Genomic DNA, 20,644 nt, shown 5'->3' on the forward strand with positions numbered 1-20,644 from the left:
TCATTGCTCCTTCTGCCTTTCGGTTTTCGCGGTGCGGTGCAGCGACGCGCCCGCGCCGACGACGAGGCGGATCAGGCCGAAGCCGGCAAGGACGATCGCGGTCAGGACGGTGCAGTAGGCGAACGCCACGCCGTACCTGCCGGTACTGGCGGCGCTGAGCACCTGGGAAGTGATGATCTTTGTTTCCGGCGTGACCAGCAGGACGATGGTCGACACCGAGGTCATGCTGCGGGCGAAGCTGTAACTCAGCCCGGTGAGCAGGGCCGGGCGGATCAGCGGCAGCGTGACGAAGCGGAACGTCTGCACCGGGCTGGCGCCCAGGTCCGTCGACGCCTGCTCGATGTACGGGTGTAGCTGGCTGAGCGCGCCGACCGCGGTGCGCTGCCCGGCCGGGATGCTGCGCACCACGTAGGCCAGCACGATCGACACCGCCCCGGCGGCGAGCGCGCTGCCGCCGACCAGGCTCGGGAAGATCTGGAAGTCGCCGATGTACCGGTCGGGCCGGTACGCCAGGACGAACCCGATGCCGAGTACCGTGCCGGGGACGGCGACGCCGAGGGTGCCCCCCAGGTCGAGCAACCAGGCGGTGCGGCGTAGGTGACGCACGACCAGCCAGGCGATCACGAGCCCGACCACGCCCGCGATCGGGGTGGCGATGGCCGCGAACGTCAGCGTGTCCAGGACGGCTTCCACGCCGACGCCGGCGACCACCTCTTTCAGGTAGTCCAGCGTCAGGCTGTTGTCGACGCCGAAGACCTTGGTCACCGAGCCGACGATCACGGTGCCGTACAGGCTGACAATGATCGCCGCGATGAACACGGCAAGTCCGTAGACGGGCCAGCGGCCCCAGCCGGTCATCAGGTGGACGCTGCCCGATGGCTTGCCGGTGATGGTGGTGCGCACCTTGCGGTTCAGCCACCAGCGTTGGCCGAAGTACATCGCCAGCGAGGGCACGAGCAGGATCACGCAGTAGACCGAGGCGCTGGTCAGGTCGTATTCGCCGGTCACTGCCAGGTAGGCGCGGCTGGCCAGCACGGTGTAGTCGCCACCGAGCACGAGCGGGTTGGCGAGGTCGGCGATCGCCTCGACGAACAGCAGCAGGAAGGGTGCCACCAGGCCGGGGGCGATCAGCGGCAGGATCAGGGTGCGCAGGATCTGCCAGCGGCTGGCGCCCATGTTCATGGCGGCCTCTTCCAGCGCCGGGTCCAGGCCGCGCAGCATGCCCAGCAGGCCCAGGTAGGCGACCGGGAACAGGGACAGCGAGAGTACGAACACCAGGCCGTCGAGGCCGTAGATGTCGTACTCGAGCCCGAAGATGCCGTTGCTGATCACGCCGCGACGGCCGTAGAGGACAACCGTCGCGGTCGCCACCGCGAACGGCGGGCTGACGATCGGCATCATCGCGATCACGTGCAGAATCTTCTTGCCCGGCACGTCCAGACGGGCCTGGACGAAGGCGAACAGGAAGCCCAGGGCGGTACCGCCCAGTCCGACCAGGGCCCCCAGCACCAGGGTGTTGCGCAGGATCGTCAGGTCGACCTGGGAGGTGAAGAACTCCGCGTAACGGGGTAGCGCGTTCGGCGCGAAGGCGGTGGCCAGCACTGCGGCGAGCGGGACGGCCGCGCCGATCGCCACCAGCGCGACGCTGGCGGCGATCAGCACCCGGATACCCAGGTCAGCCTTGCGCCGCCGCCGCTTGGTGGCCACCACCGGTACGGTGGCCAGGTCACGGTCGGGCAGCAGTGCGGTCATGACTTCGGCGCCTGCGCAACTTCGGCGTCGAAGCGCTTGTTGAGCGCCGACTTGACCTCGCCCGCGGCGACCGCGTCGTAGTCGACCATCTTGATCGAGGACAGATTGACGACCTTGTCGGAAACCTTCGCGCCGGGGTTGGTCGGGAACTGGTAGGACTTCGCCTTCGGGCCGATCTCCTGCGCCTCGGTGGTCAATGCCCAGTCGATGTACTTCTTGGCACTGACCGGGTTCTTGGCCCCCTTGACCAGGGCGACGCCGCCTGTCTCGTAGCCGGTGCCCTCGGCGGGGAAGCTGACCTTCAGGTCGGGGAAGCCGGCCTCCATGGTGGCCACGCAGTCGTGGGAGAAGATGACACCGACAGCGACCTCACCGCGGGCGACCATCTGAGCCGGAGCCGCGCCGGACTTGGTGTACTGCAGGACGTTCGGGTGCAGCTTGCGCATGTACTCCAGCGCCTTCGTCTGGTCGCCCCCGGCCAGCTGGACCTGGGTCCACAGCGCGGTGTATGCCGTGCCCGAGGTGGACGGGTGGGCGATCCCGATGTCCTTGGACAACTTGGAGTCCAGCAGGTCGGCCCAGGAGTCGGGAACCCCCAGGCCCTTCTTCCCCAGCAGCTTGGTGTTGCTGCAGAAGCCGAGCGCACCCACGTAGACCCCGGTCCAGATGCCCTGCGGGTCCTTGTACTTGGCCGGGATGACGCTCGCGTTGGCCGAGACGTACGGCTCCAGCAGCCCCTCGGCCCCCGCCGCCGCGTAACCGTCGGCCGGGCCGCCGTACCAGACGTCGAACTCCGCGTTGGACTTGCCGGCCTTGATCCGGGCGAGCGCCTCGCCGCTGGACAGCCGGACGAAGTCGGACTTGACCCCGGTGGACTCGGTGAACTTCTTGGTTGTCGCCGCGCACCAGTCCTCAGTGGCGCCGCAGACCACATGCACGATGTTCCCGTCGGTTGCCGTCTTGCCGGCATCCGACGCTTCCTTGGCACATCCCGCGGTAGCGGCCACGACGGCCAAAGTCGTCAGCGCCACCGCCCACCTTCTCATCACGACGTGGACCTCCGTATCGCGGAGCCGCAGGGGCTCGGCAGCTCGATGTTTCGGCAAGGTTAGGCGTGTGTGACAGGCCGGGCGGTAACGCCGAAGTAAGCCTCAGTAACGCCGCTGTCACCAACACCGGAACAGCACCCGGGCGCCGCCGCACGTATGGTACGGAGATCCCGTTCATAGGCGAGGTTGGTGATGATCGCGGGCTGGTGGCTGGTGATCGTGGCGCTGGGCGGCATGCTGCTCGGCGCCGGGGCGAGCGCGGCGATGCTGGGCCGGCGAGCCCGGTCCCGCGAGGCCGAGCTGGTCCACCTGGAGACCCGCTTGCAGCGACGGGCGGACCAGGTCAACGCGCTCAGCCACGAGCTGCGCACCCCGATCAGCATGATCAAAGGCGCGTTGGATCTGCTCCGGGAGGGCACACCGGGCCCGCTGACCCCGGCACAGGAACGTTTTCTTCAGGTTGCTGGCCATCAGTGCACGCAGGTGATCGCCCTGTGCGAGAGCCTGCTGATCCAGGCGAAGATCGAAGCCGGGCTGTTCACGCCCCGGCTGGAGAAGCTGGACGTTTGCGTCGTCGTGCGGGACGTGGTCGCGGCGATGCGCTCGCTGTGCGAGCAGCGTGGGCAGCGCATCACCCTGGACACCCCGCAGGTGATGCCGTGGATTCCCGGTGACCCGATGCTGCTGACCCAGGCGTTGACCAATCTGCTGTCGAACGCGAGCCGGTTCACCACGCCCGGCGGTAGCATCGACGTCCGTGTCATGGTCATCGACACCGGGGCGGCGATCTACGTGACCGACGACGGTGCTGGGATGACCCGGACGGAACGGGAGCGGCTGTTCCAGCGCTTCGCCACCGGGCGTCCCCTCGCGGACGGCACCGGGCTCGGCCTGGTCATCACGAAGACGATCGTGGAGCTACACGGAGGGGAGATCATGGTGCATACCGCGTCGACCCGGGGAACCACTTTCCTGCTGACCCTGCCCGGCCAGTCATGACCGGTCCGGAGCGCAGCGGAGGGGCCGGTCATCATGAGCTCAGCCTGGAGGTCAGGCGGCCGGAGCGCAGCGGAGGGCGCATGACCGGCCCGGAGCGCAGCGGAGGGGCCGGTCACCATGAGCTCAGCCTGGAGGTCAGGCGGCCGGAGCGCAGCGGAGGGCGCATGACCGGCCCGGAGCGCAGCGGAGGGGCCGGTCACCATGAGCTCAGCCTGGAGGTCAGGCGGCCGGAGCGCAGCGGAGGGCGCATGACCGGCCCGGAGCGCAGCGGAGGGGCCGGTCATCATGAGCTCAGCCTGGAGGTCAGGCGGCCGGAGCGCAGCGGAGGACGCATGACCGGCCCGGCCAGGCCGACCGCGTTGGTGGTCGACGACGAGCCGCAGATGGCGGTCATCATCGAGTTCGCGCTGCAGACCCAGGACTTCCAGGTCCTGACCGCGCATGACGGGGCGACCGCGCTGCACCTGCTCAAACAGCACCAGGTGGACCTGGTGATCCTCGACGTGATGATGCCCAGCATGGACGGGCTCACCCTGTGCCAGCGGATCCGGGCCCGCTCTGAGGTACCCGTCATGCTGCTGACCGCGCTGGCCCAGCACGACGACGTCATCGCCGGGTTGGAGCACGGCGCCGACGACTATGTCACCAAGCCCTTCCATCCGCGCGAGGTCGCGCTGCGGGCCCAGGCGCTGGTGCGCCGCCGGCGCGACTCCGGTGCCGTCATCCGCATCGGCGAACTGGTCATCGACCCGGGTACCCAGACGGTGACGCTGGCGCAACGGCCCCTGGACCTGCCGTTCACCGAATACAAGCTCCTGACCCATCTCGCCAATCGGCGGGGGGTACCGCAGTCGTGGCAGGAGTTGCTGCGCACCGTCTGGGGTACCACGGACCTGCTCGGCGGGCGGGATGTGGTCAAGTCGACGATCTACCGGCTGCGTTCGCGGCTGGCGGCCGTCCCCGGTGGCACCAACTACCTGCGCACCCTGCGCGGGGTCGGCTACCTCATGCCCGACCTGCCCGCCGAATAGCCGCGGGCTCAGCGGTTCGCGAGCGTGGCGGGCCTGGCCCATGCGCAGCCTGCCAAGGACCCGCCGCCTGGGTCTGCGCTGTGACCAGCGGCCACCGCAAGATCTGCAGCTGTGTCCACAACACACAGACGATCTTGCGGTGGCCGCGCGTGTTCCATCCAGCTCAACTAGGCGCCGGTTGCATGCCGTGACGCGGATTTGGCATCGCGGTGTTCGGTGGGACCGCAGATTGGGGCGAGGCGGTCCGTTCGAGGCCGTTACCCGGCGGTGCGGTAGGCCCGAATGATCGTTTCCTCGACGCCGTTGCCGTGGCTGTCAGTGGCTCGCGCGCGCAAGGACACATAACCGGCTCCGGTGCCGGCAGGCGTACGGGCAACCCAGCCGCCGGCGCGAGCGGCGAGATTGGCCCGCTGCCAGTGCGCGCCGTCGTCGTACGAGAAGTCGACCGTCAGCTGCCGGACGGTGGCCCCGTCAGGGCGCTGCCACTCGACCCAGATCGGCAGTTCCGACCCTCGTTCCGATCGTGGGCCGAACCGGACCGCGAGGAGCGGCAGGGCGAGGCGGTTGCCGGCCGGCGGCGTCGCCGAGCTGAACGTCCATGCAGCGTCGATGCTGGTCGAGTAGGGCGTGGTGTCCCGTGTGGTGTGCACCTCGAGGCGATAGCCGGCCGCCGCTCCCGGCACGATGGCGTCGAGGATGCCCGGCTCGTCGGACTGGGCCAGCAAGGTGCCGTCGCGGTAGAGCGCGGTTCGGGCCGCGGTGACCGGCGACGAGCCGCCGGCGTTGGGCAGGCCAGGGGCATACAGCGCAAGCCGGAAGCGCATGGCGTCGCCGTGCCGGGTCGCACCCGGCAACCGTTCGACGGGCAACGCCGGGCCGACCACCGGGGCACCCCAGCGCATCTCGCCGGCCCCAACCGGTTGCCACGCCAGGTACTCGGATGCCAGCGGGGTCTGCTCCTCGCCCTCGACCCGGTACCGCTGATACGTCTGCCACCAGCGCACGTCGCCGGTGGTGAAGTATTCGGTACGGGCGGCGCCGGGCACGGCTGCGATCGGGTAGTCCCAGGAGAAGCCGCCGGGCGGCGTGCTCCCCGGTGCACTGCTGATACCCAGTATTGCCCGGTTGGCGTTGCCTGATTGCAGATCGCGCTGCGTGACTGCGACGAAGTCGCCGGCCTTCAGTTGACGGTTGAAGCCGTCGAACATCCTCCCATTCCTGGTGAAGGCGGCGTTGTATCGGTACGGGCTGTCGGCGAAGTCTCCGGCCGGGCCCGGCTCGGCGAAGTGCGCGGTGGTCGTCGCGGCGAATCGGCGTCCCGGCGCCGGCGCGCCGACATTGGCGACGTACAGGCCGTCGAACGACGCGTCGGCGAGCAGGCCACCCTGGATTGCGCCGTCACCCGCGTGGTACTGCACGACCCCCATCATCATCCGGGCTGACGTGGACGGCACGGTCATGCCGATCGGCTTCGCCGTGCGGGCGTCGAGGGTGACTGTGGCGTCGGCGTGGGTCAGGTCGAGCCACGGCTGTACGAGCAGGCTCTGCGAGCCGTCAGGCTCGCGGATCCACGAGGAAAACACGTAGTGCCCGGCGGGCAGCCGGACGGTCGTGGTACCACTGGCGTCGTACGGGTGGACGTCGACCGGTGTCTCATAGCCCGCGACGGCCACCTGGTACTGGCCGGTGGGTTTGCCGTTGCGACCGAGGTGCCGCAGGGTGACGTTGTACGCCTCTGGTTCCCGCTCGACGGCCAGCGGCGTGGTGACTGTCGTGCCGCCACCGGTCGCGTTGATCCGGCCGGTGTACCAGCCGTCGGCGGCGCCGGTCAGGGAGGTGTTCACGGTGAGTGTGACGGCGGCGTCTCCGCCGGCCGGGACCGTGAGTTTGCTGGTGGCGAGGGTGAACATGCCCGCCGGTGCCGGTTGGCCGGTAGGTCCCGAGACGTCAACGGTCAAGGCGAGCGTCACCTGCTGCTGGCCGGTGTTGTGGTAGGTCACCGTGCGTGTCAGTTTGGGATCGTCGCCGTGCGGCCATGCCTGGGTGCCCAGCCCGATACTGACCGGTTCGCTGGTGACCGTCGCGGCGGCCGCCTTGGCGACGTCGATCCGCCCCGAGCCCTGCGCCAGCGGAGAGACCCCGTCCAGTGGCACGGCGGAGCCGGTCAGCGCCGCCTTCACCCGTGACGCCGGCCAGTCCGGGTGCACGCTCATCAGCAGGCTCGCCGCGCCCGCGGCGTGCGGCGCGGCCATCGACGTGCCACTGAGCTGCACGTACCGCTCTCCGACCGGGACGCCGATCGTGCCGGTGGATGAACGCGCGGCCACGATATCAACGCCCGGAGCGGTGACATCCGGCTTGATAGCACCATCTCCCGGCCGCGGTCCACGGCTGGAGAATGCCGCCAGCCGGTCGGACTTGTCGACGGCACCCACGGACAGCGCCGCGTCGGCGGTGCCGGGCGAGCTCACCGGCACCTTCTGCGCGCCGCCGTTGCCCGCTGCCACCACGAACAGCATGTTGTGCTGCGCGCTGAGCCGGTTGATCGCATCCTCGATCGGGTCGACGCCCTCGGTGTCGGCGTGACCCAGGCTGATGTTCACCACGCGGGCGCCACGCTCGGCCGCCCACTGCATGCCGGCGAGAATCGCCGACTCCTGGCAGCCGGCAAGCTCACAGACCCGGCCGTCGAGGAGCTTCGCACCCGGCGCGACCCCGCGGTAGCGGCCGCCCGATGCCGCTCCGGTACCAGCGACGGTCGCGGCGACGTGGGTGCCGTGCCCGACCGGGTCCCCGACGGTCCCGCTGCCGGTGAAGTCCTGCGCGGCGATGACCTGTCCGGCCAGGTCCGGGTGTGTCGCGTCGATTCCCGAGTCGAGGACCGCGACGGTGACTCCGCCACCGGTGTAGCCGTCCTGCCACACCTTGGGCGCGCTGATCTGCGGCACGCTGACGTCCAGGTCCAACCGGCGGCGGCCGTCCAGCCACAGGTGGGCGACGCCGCCGTTCAGTTCGCCGCCGTTGGCCAACCGGCGCCAGAAATCCGCCGCGGTGCGCTTCGGCGCACGCAACGCGTCGGCGCGAGCACCGGGTAGGGAACGGACTTTCCGGCTGGCCGCCGGCGCGGCCGGAACGCTCACCGAGGCGCCATACTGCACGATGAGCGGCAGATCCGCGGCGTGCCCGTCGTCGTATCCCGCCTCACGTAGCGCGGTGACGTCGAACAACCGCCGGTCGACTCGCCCGCTGCCGACGAGGCCGATCGCGTCGCCGGGCACCACGATGAGGTGTCCCCGCTCCGTGCTGGTCGCGAACGCCACCCGCTCTCGCCCAGCGCCGGCCCGCACGCTCACTTCGCCGCGCTCGCCCAGCAGCACCTGGTCCCCGGTCACCAGTGTGACGACCGACGTACGCGTCGTGGGGGCCACGTCGGCCGCGAGTGCGGGTGGCGACCCACCGGCCAGACCGCCCACCAAGGCCGCGACCAGCGTCAGCGGCACCAACACGCGGAGCACACGCATCGTAACTCTCCGTTCGACACAGGACTATCTACACATGTACCTGTGTCGACGAAGCGCTCTAAATTACCGGGTTCGCGGGGTAACCCGACCTTTTTCGGGAATCGGCGGCGGGTTGGCGGAAAGCGTGCCGTTTGGCGACGAGGATGATCTCGCGTGAGTCCGGGACGAGCGGTGTTCGTTGCCAGTCGCCGTACTGGCGCGACACCGAGAACCCCGCCTTTTCGAGCGAAAGGACGAGGGAAGGCGCGTCGCGGAAGGCTAGGACGTCACGGTTCGAGGCCTCTTCACCGGTGCGCAGATTGCGAGTGAAGGTGTCGTAGGCGACCAGCGGCAGCGACACCCAGGCGGTCTCATGCCAGAACTCAACGTGCCCTTCAGGAGTGTCCAGCGTGCGTAGCGTCGCCTGCCGCGTCCATTGTTCCCACGCGCGTGCCGCCGGGTTGCGGGACTCGAAGGTCAGTGTCCCGTCCGGGACGAGCGCTCGGTGCAGGTTCTGAAGAGCGAGGGACCATGTGTCATCTTCGCGAAATACCTGTGCGACGTGACCGGACATGACCGCAAAATCCGCGGAGTTCGTGTCGGCGCGGTCGCTGAATCCGAGCCGCCAGTCGATGTCCGCAGCGCCGGACCGCTGTCTCGCGACGCGAAGCATCTCCGGATCCGGATCGATACCCACCGCTGCGCGACCTCGTGAGGCAAGCAGCCGGGTCAGCGTTCCGGTCCCACACCCGAGGTCGATCACACGGGTAGCCTCGAGTTCGTCTGCCAGCGCAGCATAGAAGCGATAGTCATCGTCGTCCGGGTTCAGTTCGTCGTACGCCGCGGCGAAGTCCAAAGCCATCCGTGAAGTCAGCCTCAAGAAGGCCGGTCCGCGCAACGGGGTTGCTGCCCGCCGGCGGGGACGAGCGCGTGCCGGTCCGCGGGCCGGATCGCAGCGGGAACGCGATCTGCCGGTCGTCGTTTGGGACGCCATCACTCCGGCCAGCACCGCTACGGCGAGGAGCACCGCGAGTCCCACCCACTCCCGTGGGTGCGTGATGTCGACGTCCCGGCGGTCACGAAGAGCCGGCAGTACATCGCCGCCTCCGCCGCGGCCTCCGTCATCGCACGGCGACGGCCGGGGTGAATCAGGGGGTGGTCCGCGGCACCAGGACCGCCACGAGTCCGACGTTCGGTGCCCGCCGCCCTAACATCGACTCGTTGCCTCCGCTCGACCGGCTCCGCCTGCCCTGATACGGCGGAACCGACGTGCTGGAGAAGAGGACCGATGATGCAGGGACGCCTGGCGGCGTGGCTGGTTCGGCTCAGTCCTCCGCCACTCTCCGTAGGGATCGCAGTCGGCGTCGGGTTCATCGTCGTGGAGACCTTGTTGGTCTACCCGCTCCGGCACATCGCTGCCACGGAGGCCCTGGCCATCGTCTACCTGCCCGGTGTGCTCGTCGTCGCCACGGTATGGGGCTTATGGCTGGGCGTGACGACGTCGATCGTCAGCGCGCTCGCGTTCGACTTCGTCTACACCCCGCCGGTCTGGCGCTTCGAGACGAAGGACTGGCGGGACTGGCTTGGGCTTTCGATGTACCTCATGGTCGCCGGGGTCGCCAGTTCGGTAGCGCAGCTGGCCCGTGCACGGGCGCTCGAGGCCATCGAACGGCGCCGGGAGACCGACGCGGTCGCCGAGCTGACCCGGCTCATCCTCGGCGCCGACGATGTGCGAGCGGTACTTCCCGAAGCCTCCGACCGGATCGCACACGCCATGCAGCTGAAGTACGCGTCGATCGAGCTCGACGCGGTCCCGCCACGCGAGGACCGGATCCAGCTGCCGCTACGGCCCGGCGCGCTCGTCGTGCCCGCGGATCTGCCGGACCGTGTCATGGGGCGCCTGCGGGACGGGGTGGTGCCCGGGTTGGCGACGGTGTTGCGGGCCGGCAGTTCGCTGCAGGCGAGCCGGGCCGGGCTGCAGGCACTCCTCACGCAACAGGCGGCGCTGCGGCGGGTGGCGGAGCTCGTGGCCCACGGCGTCGCCCCTGCCGAACTCGCCGCCGCGGTCGCCGCCGAGGCGGCCGAGCTGTTCAACGCGGACGCCTCCCGGGTGCTGCACCGGGAAGGGCCCAGCACGGTGACCGTCGTCGCCGAGTACAGCAGGAAGCCAGGAACCGAGTCGATGCTGGGCAAACGGGTCACCCCCTCCGGTGGCGTCACTGAGCTGGTGCTCCGCGGCTCCCGTCCGGCCCGCAAGGACTCGTACGAGGGCAGCAGCGGCCCGCTCGCCGACCTCGCCCGCGCCGAGGGTATCCAGGCCTCCGTCGGCGCGCCGATCACCGTCGACGGCCGGGTCTGGGGTGTTCTCGTCGCCCTGTGGGGCAGGACCGGACCACCGCCGGCCGGCACCGAGCACGCGCTCGCCCAGTTCACCGAACTCGTCGCGACCGCGATCGCCAACACCGAGAGCCGTGCGGAGCTCACCGCGTCACGTGCCCGGCTCGTCTTCGCCGCGGATGAGGCCCGCCGCAGCATCGAACGCGACCTCCACGACAGCGTGCAGCAGCGGCTCGTCTCGCTCGGGCTCGAGTTGCGCGTTGCCGAGGCGCTGGTCCCCGAGGAGCTCGGCGAGCTGCGGTCCCGGCTGTCGGACACCGCCGCGGGGCTGTCCGGCGCCTTCGAGGACCTCCAGCGGATCGTCCGCGGCATCCATCCGGCGATCCTCTCCCAGGGCGGGCTGGGCTCCGCGATCAAGGCGCTCGCCCGCCGCTGCCCGGTCCCGGTGGCGGTCCGCTGCGGGCCGAATCGTCGCCTGCCCGGTTACGTCGAGGTCGCCGCCTACTTCGTGGTCTCGGAGGCGCTCGCCAACTCGGTCAAGCACGCCGACGCCTCAGCGATCGACGTGGAGCTCGACATCATTGCCATCGGATCAGGCACGGACGGATCAGCGCAGGGCGAGGTCCTCAGCGTGACCGTCCACGACGACGGCGCCGGTGGCGCGGATCCGCGTCAGGGGTCCGGCCTGGCCAGCGTGCGCGACCGCGTCGAGGCTCTCGGCGGCACGCTGTCGCTGACCAGCCCGGCCGGCCGCGGCACGTCCCTCAGCGTGAAACTGCCCGTGGGCGGCCGAGACCGGCAGGGCGCGGAGGCCGAATGGCCATTCGGTGGAACGTGACACGCGAGCGTGCGATTGGGTGGTGGACGGTGCACGGTCGCGCAACGATCGGTCAATATGCGAGTGAGTCTCGCTGACGTCCGTCGAGTCCGGTCATGGTGAGCCGGTGCGGGTGGCGGCCGACTGGGCCATCGGCACGGAGGGGTAGCGGCGTACAGCGACGGTCATGACGACGAGGTTGATCAATCCGATGCCGCTGGCAGCGAGGAGGACAGCGATGCCGCCTGCAAGGTTCAGCGCTCCGCCGCCGATCGCGCCGGCCAGAGCGATGCCGATGTAGAGGCCGCTGGTGTTGAGCGCGATCGCCTCGGTGCCGGCGGCGCCAGCGAGCTGGAGGGCTCTGGCGTTCATCGGCGGGTTGTACGCCCAACCGGCCCCGCCCCACACGACGATCAGAGCCGCCAGCAGCCAGAACGGCGCGGAGCCCCCGAACGCGATCCCGGTCATGGTCATGGCGATCGTCGATCCGAGCACCACGACCAGGAGGGCGATGACGGCCCTGTCTGTGCCCCAGTGGTCGTTGAGCCTGCCGCCGATGACCGTTCCCGCTGCGCCGGCCAGACCGTAGAGGCCGATCGCGACCGGCACCAGCGAGCGTTCGGCTCCACTGACGTCACCGATCAGCGGGGCTATGAAGATGTAGGGCATCAGACCGCTTGTGGCCCCGATGATCGTGCCGATCACACACGCCAGGACCGCAGGACGCCTCAGCAGGACGAGACGTTCACGCACACCGGCTACGGACGTCTCAGACAGCCCGGGCAGGGTCAGCGCGGTGACCGCAACGGCGATCGTGGTGAGGACAGCGACCAGAACGAAGGTTGCGTGCCAGCCGAAGGTACCGCCGATCCACGAGCCCAGGGGCACACCGATCACCAGCGAGACCGTCAGTCCGGCCGCGACTGTTCCGATCGCCCGCCCGGTACGCCCCTCGGGCGCGAGCCTCCCCGCGATGGCGAACGCGGCCGGGCTGATCGTTGCCGCGACCAGCGCCGCAGCTACGCGCAATGCCATCAAGGCGGCATAGTTCGGGGCGAACACGGTCACGAGGTTGACGACCGCGAACACGGCCAGTCCACCGACGATGAGTCTTTTGCGGGGAAGTCGTGCCGTGACCACGGCCATCACCGGTGCCGCGGCGGCGTAGACGAGGGAGAACACGGTCACGAGTTGGCCTGCTACGGCTTCGCTGACGTCGAAGTCAGTGGCGATCTCGGGCAGGATGCCGGCGATGATGAAGTCATCGGTGCCGATGACGAACGTGGTCAGCAGCAGGCCCGGCAGCCAGGTCATCGACGACCTGGAGCGCGGCTGAGATTGTGGCGACGGCATGGACGAAACAGCCTTCTTCCGGTCGGGAACCCCTGGCTCCCGTGACCGTATGAACCTGCCGCTGGCGTCAAGGTCAAGCCCACGCGCTCAGATCACCTGAGCCGCAGCCGTGAACGGAAGATCTCAGTCCTGCCGTGTCGGGTTGAGCGAAGCCTCGACGGCCCGGGCATGCTCGCGCAACCGGTCCCGGACCGCCTCCAGTTGCGCGATCAGCCCATCGAGTGTGTCGAGCCGGGCACGGATCGGTGCCAGTTCGCCATCGCAATGTGGGACTTCGTCCAATGGCTCATCAAGGCAACCGTTCTCGATGTGTTGGCGGATGTCTTCGCTCGTCAGCCCAACATCGATGAGTGCCTTGATGTTCGCCGCACGGGTGACCGCTCCCGAGTCGTAGAAGCGGTACCCGTTGTGCCCTCGCGAGGAGGCGAGCAGGCCTTGCTGCTCGTAATGACGCAACGCTCTCGGACTGGCGCCGATCTGCGCCGCCAGTTCCCCGATCCGCATGATCCGCCCGTCAGGCATGCTCCGATGCTACCGCTGGCACCAGCTCTCATCGAGATCAGTCAGTCCGTCAGCTCAACTGCACGAGCAACGACCCGCCAAGGAGGACCGCCAAACCGGCGAGCCGGGACGGTGTCAATCGACGGCTCGGCAGCCGGAACAACCCGTACTGGTCGACCGCGGCCGATGCGATCTGCTGGCCGGTCACGGTCAACGCGACCGTGGTGGCGGCGCCGACGACCGGGATCAACAGGAACGTGGCGGTGACGTAGGTGGCCGCCGCCGCGCCGCCCAGCCAGCCCCACCACGGCATGCCACGCAGTGGGCGCAACTGGGGGCGCGGTGTGCGGTTGAGCGCCAGCAACCCCAGCAGCACGACGACGATGGTCACGGTCGCGACGGTGAAGCTGACCAGGGCGACCGTGATCGGTTCCCGCACCTCCCGGCGCAGCGCCGCGTTGATCGCGCCCTGGATCGGCAACACCGCCCCGGCCGTCAGACCCAGCGCGATCCACGGCCCCCGGGCCGTCGAGCCCTCGGACGCCGCCGTGCTTGCCGCACCACCCTGGCCGCGAATGACGGCGGTAATCCCCACGAGCACCGCGACCGCCCCGACCACGACGCCGATGCTGGCCGGCTCGCGCGGTACGCCCAACAGCCCGCCGAAGTCGAGCGCGAGCGAGGCGAGCACCTGACCGGTGACAAACAGGCCGACGGACGCCAACGCACCCAGCCGAGGGAACAACAGAATGGCACTCGTGATGTAGATCGGGCTGGCGATGCCGCCGAGAAGTTTCCATGGCGCGACCCCGGCGAGCTCGCCCAACGCGCCGAGCTGGCCAGCGACGCCGGCAACGACCAAGAGCAGCACCGCCGCGACCGCAAGCTGGAGCGTCGATGCCCCGTACGGCGTGCCGACCGCTCTGGTCAGCTGAAGGTTGACCGATGCCTGGACGGCAAGGAGCCCGCCCACCGCGACGGCCGACAACAGGAAGATGGCTTCCATTTTCTGCCCCCATCTGGACGCTCAGTCCGGTTGACACCTAGAGCTAAGCGGACATGGCGTCCAGATATTCCGTGCAACACGTGATCCGTGTTACCGTGAAGTCAGTGGCTGATTGGTAGCCACCACCGCAGGCCGTCCGAGGTCACTCCGGCTCTGCATCTTTCCCAACCGCGCGCCGACTCTAAAAGTCGGTGGTCCGCACGCGCATTCCCACCAGCACGAGTCAGGAGAGACCTATGCTCATGTCCACCGAAGACCTACGCGGTGCCGCCGCGAATGCCTGGGCTGAAGCCCGGCCGGACGCCCCGGCGCCGACCGTCCGCTTCTTCGAGAGCCTGCACGAACAGAACCCCGACGCGCCGATCGCCATGTTCCACCGCGCCCGGGCACTCGATTTCAGCGGGCGGGCAGACCTGGCCCTGCCGTTCTACGAGGCGGCCTTCGACGCCGGCCTTGACGGCGAGGAGCTTCGACGCGCGTTCGCCGGCCGTGGCAGCACCCTGCGCAACCTCGGCCGAATGGAGGAGTCGGTCGAGATCCTGGCCGAGGGACATTGGCGCTTCCCCGATGATGTGGTGATCCGGTGCTACCTCGCCCTTGCCATGCACAGCGCTGGGCGATCGGCGCCCGCGTTGGCGCTGATGCTGGACCTCGCCGTTGAGCGCATCGACGACCCGGACCTGACAGCCGGAACCCGGGCGTTGCGCAACTACGCCGCCGCCCTGCGCAACGGCTACTGGACTCCCGACGGCGGAGCCGGCCGCTGACCGTCCCACCGACGTCGCGGTGGCGACCGCACCAGAAGGACGTCCGCAGCCCCGGCTCGGTCGTCGCGGCGGGCCCGCCCGGCGCCGGCGCTCAGCGCTTGTTGTCCCGCACGCGCCGCACCACGGCCCAGGCCGCCGGCAACAACGCCGTCGCGAGCAGCACCTTGAGCGCGTCGCCGGCCAGGAACGGCACGACCCCCGCGTCGAGCGCCTTCGCGGGCGACAGGTGTGCCGCCACCGCGAGGTACGGCACGCCGAACGCATAAATGCACAGGTTGCCGACCACCATCGTGCCGGCGGTACGCAGCGGCGTCCGGTCACCGCCGCGCCGGGCCAGCTCGCCGACCACGACGCCGGCCACCACAAACCCGATGACGTAGCCGAGCGAGACGAGCGCGGCGCCGCTCGCGCCGTCGGCGAACCACGGCAGGCCCAACATGCCCGCAGCGAGGTAGAGCACCATCGAGGCGGCGCCGCGCACCGGGCCCAGTGCCGCCCCGACCAGGAGCACCGCGAGGGTCTGCCCGGTCAGCGGGACCGGGCTGATCGGCTCGATGGACACGGCGACCTGTGCCGCGCCGCCGGTCAGCGCGGCACCCAGCCCGACGAGCACGGCGTCGCGGGCCAGCGTCCCGGGCACCAGATCGGCCAGCACGCGGGGCGGGACGGCGTATGCGTCGCTCACGTAGCCTCCAGTCAAGAGTTCGGGCCTGTCGACTGTACGTTGTCAACCCGCCCCGGCGACCGGCGCTGCGATCCGCAGTACTGCCAAATTCGTCACGCGCCATGACGAGGCCGGTGGACGTCCACTCCGGCGTGGGTATCTCGGCCAGCGGGCCCGACCGCCGTCGCCGATCGCCGCCCCAGCCCCGCCGCGGGCCACGTGACCGTACCCTGCGGACCGGTGCCGCCGATCCATCGCCTACGATGCCGCGCGACGGACCGCCACCCAATGGCGACGTCACGCAAGGCCGAGGAGACGCCGGCCGCCCGCGGTCGAGAGCCGGCGCGACCCTCGGCGCAGGACGGCGGAAGCGGGGACTGGATGAACGCGACAGGGCGGCTCAGCAGCCACAGCGACACGGCCGAGGCGGTGGCGGCGATGCGGGCGGCGGAGACCCTGCTGCCGCCGTCACGGCGGCTGCTCTCCGACCCGGTCGCCCGGCATCTGGTCCGGCGGCCCGCCTACCGGTTGCTCAGCCGGTCGGCGCTGGCCGCGCGGCTGGTCCTGCCGTTGCTGGATCGGCGCCTGCCGGGCCTGCACGGGCAGGTCGTGCTGCGCAGCCGATACGCGGACGACGCCGCGCGCCGCGCCGTTGAGGCCGGGATCCGACAGGTGGTGCTGCTGGGCGCGGGGTTCGACTCGACCGCGCACCGGCTGCCGGGGCAGGTGACGGTATATGAGGTCGACGTCCCGAGCACCCAGGCGGTCAAGCGGTCCCGGCTCGCCCCGGTGCCGCCACCGGCCGCCACGGTGGTCTACGTGCCGTGCGACTTCGCCGTGGACCGGCTCGTCGACCGGCTCAGCGCCGCCGGGTTCGACCGATCGGCCCCGGCCCTGTTCACCTGGCTCGGTGTGGTCTGCTACCTACCGTTGCCCGCCGTGGACGCCACGGTGGCCGACGTGGCGAGCCTCAGCGCCCCGGGCAGCCGGCTGGTGCTCGACTACGTCGAGTCGGCGGTGCTGGACGGCACAGGCAGCCCGGGGGCGGCCCGGGTGGCCCGGATGGTGGCGCAGCGCGGCGAGCCGTTCCACACCGGCTTCACCCCGGACGGCATCCGGGACATGCTGGCCCGGCACGGTCTCACGGTCGAGGACGACGTCGACCTGGCCGGCCTCGCCGCCCGCTACCCGGCCCCGGACGGGGTGTGGTGCGCCACCGAGGGCTTCAACCGCATGGCGACCGCGAGCATGGCCGGCCCCACGGCGGACCACCCGACGCCGTGAGGCGCCCGGCCGCCGGCTACGGATTCCCGGCCGGTCGGCTGCGCGGCGTCCGGGCCGGTCGGCCACGCGACGGGCAGGTCGTCGGCGACGGTCCGGCTCACTCGCCGGGCAGGGGCGCGGAGGGCAGGGGTGCGGCCAGCACGGCCCGGTCCGCGCCGGGCACCGCCGCCAGCAATTGGCGGGTGTACGGATGGCGGGGGCGGGTCAGGACGTCGTCGGCGTGGCCGGTCTCCACCAGTCGGCCCGCCCGCATCACCGCCACCCGGTCGGCGATCCGGCGCACCACCGCCAGGTCGTGGGTGATGAACAGCATGGACAGTCCGAGTTCGGCCCGCAGCCGGGCCAACAGGCGCAGGATCTGCGCCTGAACGGTGACGTCCAGGGCGGACACCGGCTCGTCGCAGATCAGCAGCTGCGGGTGCAGGGCCAGGGCCCGGGCGATGGCCACGCGCTGGCGCTGGCCGCCGGACAGCTCCGCCGGGCGGCGCCGGGCCAGCGACGCGGGCAGCGCCACCTGGTCGAGCAGCTCGGCGATCCGGGCCTGCCGTGCGGTCCGGTCGGCGACGCGGAAGGCACGCAGGGGTTCCTCCACGATCTGCCGGACGGTGAAGCGCGGATCCATGGCGGCGTAGGGGTTCTGATCCACGATCTGGACCTGCCGGTGCAGCGCCCGCCGGCCGGCACGGTTCAGGGCCGAGACGTCGACGCCGTCGACGAGGATGGTGCCGGCGGTCGGCCGGTCCAGCCCCACCAACAGCCGGGCGGTGGTGGACTTGCCGGAGCCGGACTCCCCGACCAGTGCGAGGGTCTCGCCCCGCGCGATGCTCAAGTTGATGCCGTCGACCGCGGGCGTGTCGCCGCGGTACACCTTGGTGAGGCCCCGCACGGTGAGCAGCGGTTGCCGCGGCGGGCCGGCGGGGGGCGGGGGCGCACCGACCTCCAGCCGGCTGTCGGTCAGGCGTGGCGCGTCGGCGACCAGCCGCCGGGTGTACGGGTGCGTCGGGTCGGCCAGCAGCGCCTCGGCCGGGCCCCGCTCCACCGACCGGCCCTGGGACAGCACGACGATCTGCTGTGCCCGGTCGGCGGCGACGGCGAGGTCGTGGGTGATCAGCAGGACGGCGGTGCCGTCCTGCCGGGCCAGTGCCTCGAGATGGTCGAGGATCTGGCGCTGGACCGTCACGTCCAAGGCGCTGGTCGGTTCGTCGGCGATCAGCAGTTGCGGCCGGCCGGCCAGCGCGATGGCGATGAGCACCCGTTGGCACATGCCGCCGGAGAGCTGGTGCGGGTACTGACGGGCGCACCGCTGCGGGTCGGGCAGGCCGGCCCTGGCCAGCAGGTCCACCGCCTGCGCCAGCGCGTCGCGCCGGTCGCGGGCCTGGCGGTGGATGCGCAGCACCTCGGCGACCTGGATGCCGACCGGCAGCACCGGGTTCAGCGAGACGGCGGGGTCCTGCGGGATGAGCCCGATGCCCCGGCCGCGCACCGCCCGAAGCTGCCGGTCGGTGCGGGTCAGCAGGTCGGTACCGGCGAAGAGGATCTCTCCCGCCTCGATCCGCGCGTTGTCCCGCAGCAGGCCGATGATCGCGTGGGCGGTGGTGCTTTTGCCGGAGCCGGATTCGCCGACGACCGCTACCACCTCGCCGCGCCGCACGGTCAGGTCGACGCCGGCGACCGCCGGGACGGTTTGGTGTCCGGACCGGTAGCTGACCCGGAGCCCACGGACGGACAGCAGGTCAGCCACGGCGGTGCTCCAACTGCCGGGCGATGCGGTTGGCGGCCAGCACGGTGACGGCCACGGTGATGCTGGGCAGGGTGGTCAACCACCAGGCGGTGTTGAGGTAGTTGCGGCCGGCCGACACCAGCGAGCCCCACTCGGGGGCAGGCGGGGCGGCGCCGAGGCCGAGGAAGCTGAGGGTGGAGATGAACAGGATCGCCGTGCCGAACTCGAGCGCCGCCAGCACCAGGACCGGGCCGGCCGTGTTGGGCAGGACGTGCCGCACGGCGATCCACCAGCCGCGGGCGCCGGCGCAGCGGGCGGCACCGATGTAGGGTGCGGCCCGGATGCGCAGCACCTCGGCCCGCATCACCCGGGCGAAGGTGGCGGCGGTGGCGACGCCGACGGCGACCGCCACCTGGACCGTGCCGAAGCCGAGCGCGGTGATCATCGCGAGGGCGGTCAACAGGGCGGGAATGGCGAGCAGGACGTCGACGATCCGCATGATCAGCTCGCCGGCCCGGTGCCCCAAGGAGCCGGCGGCCAGGCCCACCGCCGAGCCCAGGACGAGGGCGACACCGACGGCGATCAGGGCTGCCTGCAGGGAGAGCGCGGCACCGTGCACCACCCGGGCGTACAGGTCGCGACCGAGCTGATCGGTGCCGAGCAGGTGGTGTGCCGAGGGTGGTCGCAGCCGCTCGGCCGCGACGCCGGTGAGCGGATCCTGCCGGCTGAACACGCCGGGCAGCACGGCCCAGCCGGCTACCATGAGCAGCCACAAAACGCACAGGACCAGATCGAGCCGGTACAGCAGGTAGGCGGCGGCCGAGCGAAGCGTCGCCGTGCGGGTCGGGGCAGGACCGTCGACCGGTGCCGGTACGTCGATCAGATCGACCATCGGACGTCAGCCTTCTTCCGGGATGTGGCCCAGCCGGTGGTGATCCGCGGATCCAGGATCGGGTACGCCGCGTCGACGGCCAGGTTGACCAGGACGAACACGACCGCGCTGAGCACCACGGCACCCTGGACCACGGGGATGTCCTGGCTCAGGACCGCGTCCGCGGTGATCCGGCCGATGCCCTCGCGGGAGAACACGGTCTCCACGACCACCGCCCCGGCAAACAGGTTGCCGACGATGATGCCGCTCAGGGTTACGGTCGGCAGCGCGGCGTTGCGCGCCGCGTGGCGCAGGTGGACCCGGGCCCGGCTCGCCCCCTTGGCCCGGGCGGTGTCCACGTATGGCTCCCGCAGCGTGCCGCGCATGCTCTTGGCGAAGACCTGGGCGAGCGCCGAGCCGGTGGGCAGGGCGAGCGTGACCGCCGGTAGGACGAGACTGTGCCAGCCGTCGTTACCCAGCGCGGGTAGCAGCCGCCAGCGGAACGAGACGAGCTCGACCAGCAGCAGCCCGATCCAGAACGTCGGCAGGGAGGTGCCGACGCCGGGCAGTGACAGCAGGGCCTGGCGCAGGGCGGGACTTCGGCTGGACGTGGCCGCCAGTGCGACGCCCAGGCCGCCCACCACGGCAAGGATGAACGCGGTGAGGGCCAGCAGCGCCGTCTGCGGCAGCGCATGGCTGAGCATCCCTCGGACCGGCGCACCGGTCTGTATCGATGTGCCGAAGTCGCCGTGCAGCGCGTGCCACAGCTGCGTCACGTACTGCATTGGTACGGGCCGGTCCAGGCCGTACTGGCTGCGCAGGTCGTCGATCTGCTCCGGGGTGTAGGCGCCGGCGGAGCCTCCCACCATGACCGCGATCGGGTCGCCCGGCAGGAGGTACAGCATCGCGAAGGACACGGTGAAGGCGGCCCACAGCACGAAGACCGACCTGAGCGTCCGCCGGATCAGGTAGCGAGGCATCGATCGCCGACCG

The 20,644-nt window shown here is 70.6% G+C and carries 16 protein-coding genes; 5 read left to right on the plus strand and 11 right to left on the minus strand.

Features of this window, described 5'->3' with window-relative positions; genetic code table 11:
- Positions 1–1,752, minus strand: a complete 1,752-nt coding sequence (locus tag Dfulv_RS33435; RefSeq protein WP_259857801.1) for an ABC transporter permease — start codon at positions 1,750–1,752, stop codon at positions 1–3.
- On the minus strand, positions 1,749–2,783 hold the full coding sequence (locus Dfulv_RS33440) for an ABC transporter substrate-binding protein (RefSeq protein ID WP_259857802.1): 1,035 nt from the start codon (positions 2,781–2,783) through the stop codon (positions 1,749–1,751). The genes Dfulv_RS33435 and Dfulv_RS33440 overlap by 4 nt, the downstream gene beginning before the upstream one ends.
- Positions 2,784–2,993: 210 nt before the next feature.
- On the opposite strand from Dfulv_RS33440, the gene Dfulv_RS33445 reads away from it, so the two are divergent.
- Both Dfulv_RS33445 and Dfulv_RS33450 read left to right on the plus strand, forming a co-directional pair.
- A complete protein-coding gene (locus Dfulv_RS33445) occupies positions 2,994–3,800 on the plus strand; it encodes a sensor histidine kinase (RefSeq protein ID WP_259857803.1) in 807 nt (268 codons plus the stop codon).
- An 80-nt stretch (positions 3,801–3,880) separates the two neighbouring features.
- Positions 3,881–4,831 carry a response regulator transcription factor gene (locus Dfulv_RS33450; RefSeq protein WP_259857804.1) on the plus strand — a complete coding sequence of 317 codons (951 nt, stop codon included), beginning with the start codon at positions 3,881–3,883 and terminating at the stop codon, positions 4,829–4,831.
- A 257-nt stretch (positions 4,832–5,088) separates the two neighbouring features.
- On the opposite strand, the gene Dfulv_RS33455 is transcribed toward Dfulv_RS33450, so the two are convergent.
- Both Dfulv_RS33455 and Dfulv_RS33460 read right to left on the minus strand, forming a co-directional pair.
- A complete protein-coding gene (locus Dfulv_RS33455) occupies positions 5,089–8,352 on the minus strand; it encodes a S8 family serine peptidase (RefSeq protein ID WP_259857805.1) in 3,264 nt (1,087 codons plus the stop codon).
- A 58-nt stretch (positions 8,353–8,410) separates the two neighbouring features.
- Positions 8,411–9,193 (minus strand): class I SAM-dependent methyltransferase, encoded by a 783-nt coding sequence (locus Dfulv_RS33460; protein ID WP_259857806.1) that lies wholly within the window; start codon positions 9,191–9,193, stop codon positions 8,411–8,413.
- A gap of 516 nt (positions 9,194–9,709) precedes the next feature.
- On the opposite strand from Dfulv_RS33460, the gene Dfulv_RS33465 reads away from it, so the two are divergent.
- A complete protein-coding gene (locus Dfulv_RS33465) occupies positions 9,710–11,506 on the plus strand; it encodes a sensor histidine kinase (RefSeq protein ID WP_259857807.1) in 1,797 nt (598 codons plus the stop codon).
- A gap of 93 nt (positions 11,507–11,599) precedes the next feature.
- On the opposite strand, the gene Dfulv_RS33470 is transcribed toward Dfulv_RS33465, so the two are convergent.
- The 3 genes from Dfulv_RS33470 to Dfulv_RS33480 form a co-directional block, all read right to left on the minus strand.
- Positions 11,600–12,799 (minus strand): MFS transporter, encoded by a 1,200-nt coding sequence (locus Dfulv_RS33470; RefSeq protein ID WP_259857808.1) that lies wholly within the window; start codon positions 12,797–12,799, stop codon positions 11,600–11,602.
- A 162-nt stretch (positions 12,800–12,961) separates the two neighbouring features.
- Entirely contained in the window at positions 12,962–13,360 is a 399-nt protein-coding gene (locus Dfulv_RS33475) for a MerR family transcriptional regulator (protein ID WP_259857809.1), read from the minus strand.
- Between the two features lie 49 nt (positions 13,361–13,409).
- Positions 13,410–14,345, minus strand: a complete 936-nt coding sequence (locus Dfulv_RS33480) for a DMT family transporter (protein WP_259857810.1) — start codon at positions 14,343–14,345, stop codon at positions 13,410–13,412.
- A gap of 191 nt (positions 14,346–14,536) precedes the next feature.
- Here Dfulv_RS33480 and Dfulv_RS33485 point away from each other — a divergent pair, with 191 nt between their 5' ends.
- Complete coding sequence (locus Dfulv_RS33485; protein ID WP_259857811.1) at positions 14,537–15,112, plus strand: tetratricopeptide repeat protein; 576 nt, start codon at positions 14,537–14,539, stop codon at positions 15,110–15,112.
- Positions 15,113–15,203: 91 nt separating this feature from the next.
- On the opposite strand, the gene Dfulv_RS33490 is transcribed toward Dfulv_RS33485, so the two are convergent.
- The gene (locus Dfulv_RS33490; protein WP_259857812.1) at positions 15,204–15,797 is read right to left on the minus strand and encodes a biotin transporter BioY; all 594 of its coding nucleotides are present in this window, start codon (positions 15,795–15,797) and stop codon (positions 15,204–15,206) included.
- A gap of 360 nt (positions 15,798–16,157) precedes the next feature.
- On the opposite strand from Dfulv_RS33490, the gene Dfulv_RS33495 reads away from it, so the two are divergent.
- A complete protein-coding gene (locus tag Dfulv_RS33495) occupies positions 16,158–17,060 on the plus strand; it encodes a class I SAM-dependent methyltransferase (RefSeq protein ID WP_259857813.1) in 903 nt (300 codons plus the stop codon).
- A 97-nt stretch (positions 17,061–17,157) separates the two neighbouring features.
- On the opposite strand, the gene Dfulv_RS33500 is transcribed toward Dfulv_RS33495, so the two are convergent.
- The 3 genes from Dfulv_RS33500 to Dfulv_RS33510 are packed head-to-tail and all read right to left on the minus strand — an operon-like array spanning position 17,158 to position 20,631.
- Positions 17,158–18,801 carry a dipeptide ABC transporter ATP-binding protein gene (locus tag Dfulv_RS33500; protein ID WP_259857814.1) on the minus strand — a complete coding sequence of 548 codons (1,644 nt, stop codon included), beginning with the start codon at positions 18,799–18,801 and terminating at the stop codon, positions 17,158–17,160.
- Complete coding sequence (locus Dfulv_RS33505; protein WP_259857815.1) at positions 18,794–19,672, minus strand: ABC transporter permease; 879 nt, start codon at positions 19,670–19,672, stop codon at positions 18,794–18,796. Before Dfulv_RS33505 ends, Dfulv_RS33500 begins: the two co-directional genes overlap by 8 nt.
- Positions 19,660–20,631 (minus strand): ABC transporter permease, encoded by a 972-nt coding sequence (locus Dfulv_RS33510; protein WP_259857816.1) that lies wholly within the window; start codon positions 20,629–20,631, stop codon positions 19,660–19,662. The genes Dfulv_RS33505 and Dfulv_RS33510 overlap by 13 nt, the downstream gene beginning before the upstream one ends.
- Positions 20,632–20,644: the final 13 nt, after the last annotated feature.

The organism is Dactylosporangium fulvum (assembly GCF_025137375.1).
GTDB classification, from domain to species: Bacteria; Actinomycetota; Actinomycetes; order Mycobacteriales; family Micromonosporaceae; genus Dactylosporangium; species Dactylosporangium fulvum.

Bases quoted from the DNA above. Each gene is read 5' to 3' on its own strand.
- Dfulv_RS33435 (WP_259857801.1), bottom strand. From the start codon at position 1,752: ATGACCGCACTGCTGCCCGACCGTGACCTGGCCACCGTACCGGTGGTG.
- Dfulv_RS33445 (WP_259857803.1), top strand. From the start codon at position 2,994: ATGATCGCGGGCTGGTGGCTGGTGATCGTGGCGCTGGGCGGCATGCTG.
- Dfulv_RS33450 (WP_259857804.1), top strand. From the start codon at position 3,881: ATGACCGGCCCGGAGCGCAGCGGAGGGGCCGGTCACCATGAGCTCAGC.
- Dfulv_RS33455 (WP_259857805.1), bottom strand. From the start codon at position 8,352: ATGCGTGTGCTCCGCGTGTTGGTGCCGCTGACGCTGGTCGCGGCCTTG.
- Dfulv_RS33460 (WP_259857806.1), bottom strand. From the start codon at position 9,193: ATGGCTTTGGACTTCGCCGCGGCGTACGACGAACTGAACCCGGACGAC.
- Dfulv_RS33470 (WP_259857808.1), bottom strand. From the start codon at position 12,799: ATGACCTGGCTGCCGGGCCTGCTGCTGACCACGTTCGTCATCGGCACC.
- Dfulv_RS33475 (WP_259857809.1), bottom strand. From the start codon at position 13,360: ATGCCTGACGGGCGGATCATGCGGATCGGGGAACTGGCGGCGCAGATC.
- Dfulv_RS33480 (WP_259857810.1), bottom strand. From the start codon at position 14,345: ATGGAAGCCATCTTCCTGTTGTCGGCCGTCGCGGTGGGCGGGCTCCTT.
- Dfulv_RS33495 (WP_259857813.1), top strand. From the start codon at position 16,158: ATGAACGCGACAGGGCGGCTCAGCAGCCACAGCGACACGGCCGAGGCG.
- Dfulv_RS33505 (WP_259857815.1), bottom strand. From the start codon at position 19,672: ATGGTCGATCTGATCGACGTACCGGCACCGGTCGACGGTCCTGCCCCG.
- Dfulv_RS33510 (WP_259857816.1), bottom strand. From the start codon at position 20,631: ATGCCTCGCTACCTGATCCGGCGGACGCTCAGGTCGGTCTTCGTGCTG.